Raw genomic sequence first — 7,716 nt, 5'->3', positions numbered from 1 at the left:
GCGGCAGCAAATGAGACGGTGGGGGGATTTCCAGGCGCGATATTTGACGGGATATGTCCTTTGAAGGATTGGAAGACGATTGCGGGCCAAATCCCCCACCGTCTGCTTCGCTCCGCTCGCATCCACCTCCCCCGCATAGCGGGGGAGTATAAGATACTATTGGCCTTACTCTGCGGCGATTTTGAGATGCTGGCGGGTCTTCATCAGCGGCTGGATCTTGGTGCCGAAGTCATCCATCCCCTTCACGAAATCATCAAACGTCAGCAGCACGCCGCCTGTGCCCGGCACTTCGGCCATTTCGTCCAGCATGGCGGCGACCTTGGCGTAGGAGCCCACCAGAGTACCCATATTGATGTTGACCGCCGACACTGTGTCGGACAACTGCACCGTATTGGTCGTCTTATTGACGGCATTGGGCGCTGACTGGGCCTTCAGCCACTTGACCGCGTCCTCGTCGACGCCGTCGCGATAGGACTGCCACTTGGCCTCGGCCGCCGCATCGGTCTCGTCGGCGATCACCATCATCAGCACGAAGGTCGAGACATCGCGGCCGGTCTTGTCGGTGGCCGCTTTCAGCCTGACATTGTTCTTCTCGAAGGCCTTGGGCGTATTGACTCCGACGCCGAGACAAAACGCGTAGTCGGCATATTGCGCTGAAAAGGCCAGCCCCTCGTCGGATGACCCAGCGCAGATGATCTTGGGCGATGAGGCCGGCCGTGGGCTCACCCGGCAGTCGGTCATCTCGAAATACTGGCCTTTGAAGTCCGACACGCCGGTATCGAACAGATCGCGCAAAATCTGGGCGTATTCGCTTAGCATATCGTAGCGCTTGAGATAGTGCTGCTCGCCCGGCCACAGCCCCATCTGGTCATATTCCGCCTTTTGCCAGCCGGTGACCAGGTTGATGCCAAACCGCCCCGGCGCGATGGAATCGATCGTCGAGGCCATCCGGGCTACGATCGCCGGCGGCAAGGTCAGGGTCGCTGAGGTGGCGAAGATCTTGATCTTCGACGTCACCGCCGCCAGCCCGGCCATCAGGGTGAAGCTTTCGAGATTGTGCTCCCAGAACTCGGTCTTGCCGCCGAAGCCGCGCAGCTTGATCATGCTCAGCGCGAAGTCGAGGCCATAGCCTTCGGCCTTCTGGACGATGGTCTTGTTGAGCTCAAAGCTCGGCATGTACTGCGGCGCGTTCTCGGAGATGAGCCAGCCATTGTTGCCGATAGGGATGAAGACGCCGATTTCCATTATTCTTGTCCTTCCAGGCTTTCGACCGCGGTGAGATACTGTGTCAGGTATCCGTTAAATTCTTCCGGCACGGTGACGTTGCAAGCATGGCCACCCCATGGCAGGCCGATAAACTCCGAATCCGTCAGACCTTCCGACAGGGCCACCGAACAACGCACCGGCACCAGCATGTCATCCAGCGCGCCGATCACCAGCACGGGCGCTTCGATCTCTCCCAGTCTTTCCGAAATATCGAACCCGGCCAGGGCGCCGATGCGGGCGCGCAGGGTCGCTTCGCTCTGGAAGCCCGGCGCGTGATGCGCGGCCTGCGCGTCCAGGTCGTCGAGGTGTTCGGCGATCCATTCCGCCGGAAACAGAAACACCGGCTGGGCGCGCAGATAGGCTTCCGGCCCGCCGGCCTCATAGATGCCCAGGCGAATATCGAAGCAGCGCTTGAAATAGCGGTCGGCCTTCGCCCAACCATTGACGGCCGTGATTGACTTGACCTTGTCGGGCCGGTCCAACGCCAGTTGCAACGCCGCCACCGCGCCGGCGGCGTGGCCGACGACATGGGCGCTTTCCAGGTCTAGTCCGGTGATGATGCGGTACAGGTCATCAGCCAGGTCGGCCGCGCTGTAATCCTCACCGATGTCGCGCGCGCTCTCGCCGGTGCCGCGGTGGTCATATAGGATGACCTGATAGCCGGAAAGCGCCTCCAGTTGCGGCCGCCAATAGCTGCCCAACCCGCCCAGGCCGGGTGACATGATAATGGGTGGGCCTGAGCCGTAAACCGTTACGGCCAGCCCGTTAATGAACTGGAATTCGCCTTCGGAAACGGTGCTCAACTCAACGGCCGACATGAGCGACAGAAGCGATTTCGACCACGAGGCCAGGCTTGACCAGGCCGCACTGTATACAGAAGCGCGCCGGCTTCTCGCCGGGGAAATATTCGGCGTAGACCGCGTTCATGGCGGCATAGTGCGCCCAGTCGGTCAGGAAGATGTGGTTGAAGGTGACGTCGTCCAGCGTGCCGCCACCGGCCTCGACGACCTTCTTAATGGTCTCCAGGATATGGCGAGTCTGGGCTGAGGCATCGTCGGGCGCATGGATCGATCCGTCCGGGTCGATAGCCAGGGTGCCGGAGACATAGACGATGCCGTCGGCCTTGGTGCCGGAGGAGTAGGGGGCCAGCGGCTTGGGAAAGCCCGGTGGATTTATGGCGGTCTTGGGCATAGTCATTCCTTAGGTGATGGCGTTGACGAAATCGTCGACCGTGGAGACCCAGCCGAAGAAGGTCTCGATGTTATAGACCGTGGCCTGCTGGATGAAGGCCGGCCCCAACTGGTGCGTGGCGTCTTCCAGCATGATGCCGAAATATTCGAGGTGGAAACCGTCGCGCAGGGTGCTTTCGACGCAGACATTGGTGGCGATGCCGACAAAGATGAGGTTGCGGATGCCGCGCGAGCGCAGGATGCTGTCGAGCTGCGAGTTGAAGAAGGCGGAGTAGCGGGTCTTGGCGACCTTGATGTCGCCGGGCTGGGGCTGCAGGTCGTCGATGATGTCATAGTCCCAGCCGCCGCGCGCCAGCAGCTTGCCCTGGAGATTGGGGTTGCGCCGCATGGTTTTCAGCGCATTCGACTTGTGCCAGTTGGGCGACATCGGCGTGCCGGCTTCGACATAGTCGGGGTCCCAGCCGTTTTGCAGATAGACCACCTGGATACCGGCTTCGCGCGCGGCGTTGAGTGTGCGCCGGATATTGGCGATGGTCGACTGGGCGCCGGAAATGTCAAAGCCGGCCAGGTCGACATAGCCGCCCAGCGAGGCATAGGCGTTTTGCATGTCGATGACGATGACGGCGGTCTCAAGCGCCTTTAGCGAGAGCGCTTCCGGTCGTGCGGGCAGGTCGAACGGGATCGTGTCAGCGCTCATGAAACCCTTGCTCCTCATCGGATGTAGGCTTGTTAATTGATGAGCTAATCAGAGAATTTCGGCCGTGGCAAGCGCGTTTTTTGGCGGTGCAGAAAGCAAGTGGGTCCACAGATTACACAGATTGCACAGATTAGATTTTCCGTTGAGGCGCGCTCGGCGCGACATCCACTTAATCTGTGTAATCTGTGTAATCTGTGGACCCACTTTGCAACCGATGCCGCTACGCGGCGGGATTCGAGTTCACCATAGAGTTTGGCGGTCGGCCTCTGACATCAGTCTCTCGACCGCCAACTCGGTTTCATTCAAATCGGCATCGCATCCGACGACCTCCGAAGCCGCGCCGGCCTCGTCCACTACCGCTTTGAGCCATTTTGCTTCAGTTTCTGTGCCGACATAGAGAACCGGAAAATGCGCAAGCAACGTCGTCGCGGTTTCCATTGGATAGCGCAACACACCGCGGATGGCTTTGATCGAGGTCAGGCGATCCGCACAATCGGCGATGAGCTTGTAGTAGCCGTCCTTTTTCAAAACCGCATTGCGAAGGTTTTCTGGCGGAAAGCTTTCACCATCTTCTTCTTTCGCGCCGCAGGACTTACAGGAATAGGATATGTACCAAACCAGTCGCGCGCCAACGACGTTCTGACCGAAAGAGCCTTTTCCTCCGTGGTCACAACCTTGATAGGAAAGGGGAATTCCGCTCACGGTATCAGCCCACGCAGGATGATTTCCGATATCGACGCCTCCGCGGCTTCGAAATGGGCCTTGGTCAGTTTCGGCACGTCCATGATTACCCGGATCTGCGCCCCGAAGTCGGCATAGTGCTGGGTGGCGCTCCAGATCAGAAACACCAGGTGGTACGGGTCGACCGCGCGGATCTTGCCCGCCGCCACCCAGCCTTCGATGGCTTCGGCAAACAGGCGGACATTGTCGCGCACGCGCGTCTTCAGCATTGTCTTCAGCACTTGCGCGCCTTGCAGGACTTCGTTGGCAAAGACCCGCGACGATTCCGGGAACTGCCGCGACAGTTCCATCTTGCGGCCGATATAGCGCCGCAGTTCCTCTTGCGGCTCGCCCGCCGGATCCAGGTCGCCGATCAGGTCCAGCCAGAGGGTCAGCGTCTGGTCCAGAACCGCGGCATAAAGGTCAGCCTTGGTCTTGAAATAGTTGTGCAGGTTGGGTTGCGACATGCCGGCGCGCTCGGCGACCTTGTCGATGGTGGCGCCGTGGTAGCCATAGGCCGCGAAGACATGCTGGGCGGCGTCCAGGATCTTGGCCGTATTGCGCTGTTTCAGCCGTGACTGTGGCGGTTTCCCCATGGCAATCCACCCTATGCCTTTTGCGCAAAAAATTGAAGCCGTAATCAGAAAAAGCTGGCAAACTTTTGTAATCATGCAAGTTTACACGGAACCGCTTCCTTCTCCTCCCTACGAAGTGGGGAGGGGGACCGCGAAGCGGTGGAGGGGTATCTTGCTGTCGGAAGGGCCGGGTTAATCAGGTCCAGTATGGTTCTGAAACCTTGCGGCGGCTGATCTTACCCATACCCCTCCACCGCTTCGCGGTCCCCTCCCCATTGCATGGAGAGGAGGGAGCTTGAACCTGTCTGATGCGGTAGCCTTGATGGCAAAAGCGCACGGGTCGGAGGTAATCTCATGTCTATCGTCGTTGCCGGCAGTATCAATGTCGATGTCTTTTTGGACGTCACAGCCCTGCCTAAGCCCAATGAAACCATCATCGGCAAGGCCATGCGCCAGGCCATTGGCGGCAAGGGACTGAACCAGGCTGTCGCCTGCGCCAGGCTGGGCGCCACCACCCACATGATCGCCGCCGTCGGTGACGATGCCCTGGCGCCCCAGGCGACGGGCTTTCTCACCGCAAACGGCGTCCTCATCGACCATGTCAAAGCCCTGGCCGGCGCTACCACGGGCCTGGCCAATATCCTGGTCGCTGAAGACGGCCAGAACATGATCGTCGTCACCCCGGGCGCCAACGGATTGCTGTCGCGGGACGATATCGATGCCGCCGACAGCTCGATCGCCACAGCCTCCGCCCTGATCGTCCAACTCGAAGTCCCGATCCCGACCGTCCGTCACGCCCTGGAACGCGCCCGCGCCCATGGCGTCATGACCGTACTCAATCCGGCGCCGGTCGATCCGGCCGCCATGGCACTGATGCCGCTGGCCGATCTCGTCACCCCGAATGAGACCGAACTGATGAAGCTGACCGGTATCCCCGATCTGTCGGACGCATCCCTGATCGCCGGACTGAACGCCCTGATGGTTGCCGGCGCCAAACAAGCCCTCGTGACCCTGGGCTCCGAAGGCTGCGCCGCTCTGATCGCCGGGAACTTGGTTCGGTTGCCGGCCTTCAGGGTCAAGGCCGTCGACGCTACCGGCGCTGGCGATATCTTCAACGGCGCCCTGGTGACGCGGCTGGTTGCCGGCGACGATCCGGTGACCGCCCTGCGCTATGCCTCCGCGGCCTCGGCGCTTTCGGTGACGGTTCCCTCGGCCAATGCCTGTCCGACTCCCGCCCAGGTCGCAGAACTGATGGCGCAACAGCCATAAATCGGCCCCATAACGACACCATATCTTGTGTTCCTGGCCAGATGTATGCAGATTAGGCCAGATAACCCAGATAACTTTAACTCGTACAGTAACGGCGGACTGGCATGCGTTATGACGGTGAACATAAGGAACGGACGCGGCTGCGGCTGCTGACCGAGGCCGCCATCATGCTGCGCGAGGACGGTCCCAGCGGCCTCAGCGTTGTCACTCTGATGAAGCGCCAGGGACTGACCCACGGCGGCTTCTATGCCCACTTCAAGTCCAAGGACGACCTGATCGCCCACGCGCTGGACACCATGTTCGAGCGCACCTGCGAACGCTATCTCACCAAGACGCGCGGCCTGGTCCCCGCGGCCGCCCTGTCCAACTACATCGCCTACTATCTGTCGCCGGCCCATATCAACAAGCCGGGCCAGGGCTGCCCCATTCCGGCCGTAGCCGGTGATGTCGCCCGTCTCGGCACACTGGCGCGTAAGCGCTTCGAAGCCGGCATGGTGAAACTTCAGCGCCTGATCGCGCTCGAATTCGAAGGCCTGGACCGCACGCCCGATGAGGCCCTGACTCAGGCCCTGGCCCTGTTGTCCGAGCTGTCGGGTGCGGTCATTATGGCGCGCGCCGTGAAATCGCCGGCCATGGTGCGTCAGATCGGCCTGGCTGCGCATACCGCCATAGCTAACCGTCTGGGCCTGGCGCTGCCGGTGGCAGACGTCCCCGCCGAAGACGCGGACGAACCATCGCGCCCCGCCCAGCGCCAGCACCTGTCCGATGAGGCCGCGACAGCGGAAATGTAACTTTACGACCTCAGGGATCGGCGTTAGCTACAGTCATCCTATCGAGCGTTTTATCCGTATAAGACGGGGACAACCGTTGATCCCTGCGGGAGGGAAAAAGACGTGAAGCAGCAAAGGCCGACATCGCTCGATATCGCCGCCCTGGCGGGCGTGTCGCAGACCACGGTTTCGCGCGCCTTGGCGCAGTCGCCCCTGGTCAGCGAGGACGCCAAGCGCCGCGTGCTCGAAGCCGCCCGGGCGCTGCGCTACAAGGTCGATGTCAATGCGCGCAAGCTGCGTTCCAAGAAGATCCATACCCTGGCGGTGCTGATCTCCGAGGATCTGGACAACTCGGAAAACCCGATCAACCCCTTCTTTCTGCCGCTTATCGGCTCGATCCTGAAATATGCCGGCCAGCAGGGCTATGACGTGCTGATTTCGCTGCAGCAGAAAAGCGACGAATGGGGCACCGACTACGGTTTTTCGCGCCGCGCCGACGGCATCATCTTCCTCGGCTGCAAGGATTTCCAGGTCTATACCCACCTGTTCGAATACCTGAACGAGGTCGGCGATCCATGGGTGGTGTGGGGTGTCAATCGTCTTGACTGCGCCCGCCTGGTCATCGGCAGCGACAACGAAGCCGGCGGCTATATGGCCACGCGTCACCTGCTGGACGTCGGCCGCCGCCGTATCGCCTTTGTCGGCAAGCATCAGCCGGAACATCCGGAATTCCGCGACCGCTACCGTGGCTATTGCCGGGCCCTGACCGAAGCGGGCGTGCCGATCGACGATGCTCTGCGGGTCGATGCCTTTCTAGCGCGCGAAGACGGCGTGGCCGGGGTCGACCGCCTGCTTGACAATAACATCCCCTTCGACGCCGTCTTCTGCGCCACCGACCTGCTAGCCATGGGCGCCATGCAGGCGCTGCATCGGCGCGGTCTGCATGTGCCCAATGACGTATCGGTGGTCGGTTTCGACGACCTGTGGGTCTGCTCATCCCTGTCACCGGCTCTGACCACCATTCGCCAGGATACCGAAGCCGCCGCGCGCGCTCTGATCGATGGCCTGAGCGCGCTTATCGATGACGAACCGGTTCTCGACACCCAGATGGCGCCGAAACTGGTCATCCGTGAATCGTGCGGCGGACTGCCCGGTCTGATGGCGGCGCAATAAGCGATCCGCGGTCAATCGCGTCCCTGGCCTCCGTAAAACTTCAAACTATCAATACC

9 protein-coding genes are annotated in these 7,716 nt (G+C 61.1%); 3 read left to right on the top strand and 6 right to left on the bottom strand.

The genetic code is table 11. From position 1 onward, the window contains the following. Nucleotides 1-165 precede the first annotated feature (165 nt). From rutA to ABI_RS14175, 6 genes are all read right to left on the bottom strand, one after another. A complete protein-coding gene (gene rutA, locus ABI_RS14200; RefSeq protein ID WP_006273711.1) occupies nt 166-1,245 on the bottom strand; it encodes a pyrimidine utilization protein A in 1,080 nt (359 codons plus the stop codon). Then, complete coding sequence (rutD, locus tag ABI_RS14195; RefSeq protein WP_006273710.1) at nt 1,245-2,069, bottom strand: pyrimidine utilization protein D; 825 nt, start codon at nt 2,067-2,069, stop codon at nt 1,245-1,247. Before rutD ends, rutA begins: the two co-directional genes overlap by 1 nt. A gap of 1 nt (nt 2,070) precedes the next feature. Continuing rightward, nucleotides 2,071-2,457, bottom strand: coding sequence for a pyrimidine utilization protein C (rutC, locus tag ABI_RS14190; protein ID WP_006273709.1), 387 nt, complete (start codon nt 2,455-2,457; stop codon nt 2,071-2,073). 9 nt (nt 2,458-2,466) lie between these two features. After that, the gene (gene rutB, locus ABI_RS14185; RefSeq protein WP_006273708.1) at nt 2,467-3,153 is read right to left on the bottom strand and encodes a pyrimidine utilization protein B; all 687 of its coding nucleotides are present in this window, start codon (nt 3,151-3,153) and stop codon (nt 2,467-2,469) included. A 240-nt stretch (nt 3,154-3,393) separates the two neighbouring features. Further along, nucleotides 3,394-3,855 carry a hypothetical protein gene (locus tag ABI_RS25270; RefSeq protein WP_006273707.1) on the bottom strand — a complete coding sequence of 154 codons (462 nt, stop codon included), beginning with the start codon at nt 3,853-3,855 and terminating at the stop codon, nt 3,394-3,396. After that, complete coding sequence (locus tag ABI_RS14175) at nt 3,852-4,469, bottom strand: TetR/AcrR family transcriptional regulator (protein ID WP_169313735.1); 618 nt, start codon at nt 4,467-4,469, stop codon at nt 3,852-3,854. The genes ABI_RS25270 and ABI_RS14175 overlap by 4 nt, the downstream gene beginning before the upstream one ends. 333 nt (nt 4,470-4,802) lie before the next feature. Between ABI_RS14175 and ABI_RS14170 the strand changes: the two genes are divergently transcribed. The 3 genes from ABI_RS14170 (at nt 4,803) to ABI_RS14160 (ending at nt 7,660) form a co-directional block, all read left to right on the top strand. Continuing rightward, nucleotides 4,803-5,717 carry a ribokinase gene (locus ABI_RS14170; protein WP_006273706.1) on the top strand — a complete coding sequence of 305 codons (915 nt, stop codon included), beginning with the start codon at nt 4,803-4,805 and terminating at the stop codon, nt 5,715-5,717. A gap of 104 nt (nt 5,718-5,821) precedes the next feature. Then, nucleotides 5,822-6,508: a TetR/AcrR family transcriptional regulator gene (locus tag ABI_RS14165; RefSeq protein ID WP_006273705.1), complete on the top strand. Its 687-nt coding sequence runs from the start codon at nt 5,822-5,824 to the stop codon at nt 6,506-6,508. 102 nt (nt 6,509-6,610) lie between these two features. Then, a complete protein-coding gene (locus ABI_RS14160; RefSeq protein ID WP_006273704.1) occupies nt 6,611-7,660 on the top strand; it encodes a LacI family DNA-binding transcriptional regulator in 1,050 nt (349 codons plus the stop codon). Nucleotides 7,661-7,716: the final 56 nt, after the last annotated feature.

Origin of the sequence: Asticcacaulis biprosthecium C19, from assembly GCF_000204015.1 — a bacterium.
GTDB lineage: Bacteria > Pseudomonadota > Alphaproteobacteria > Caulobacterales > Caulobacteraceae > Asticcacaulis > Asticcacaulis biprosthecius.
This window is presented reverse-complemented; position numbering and strand designations above follow the sequence as displayed.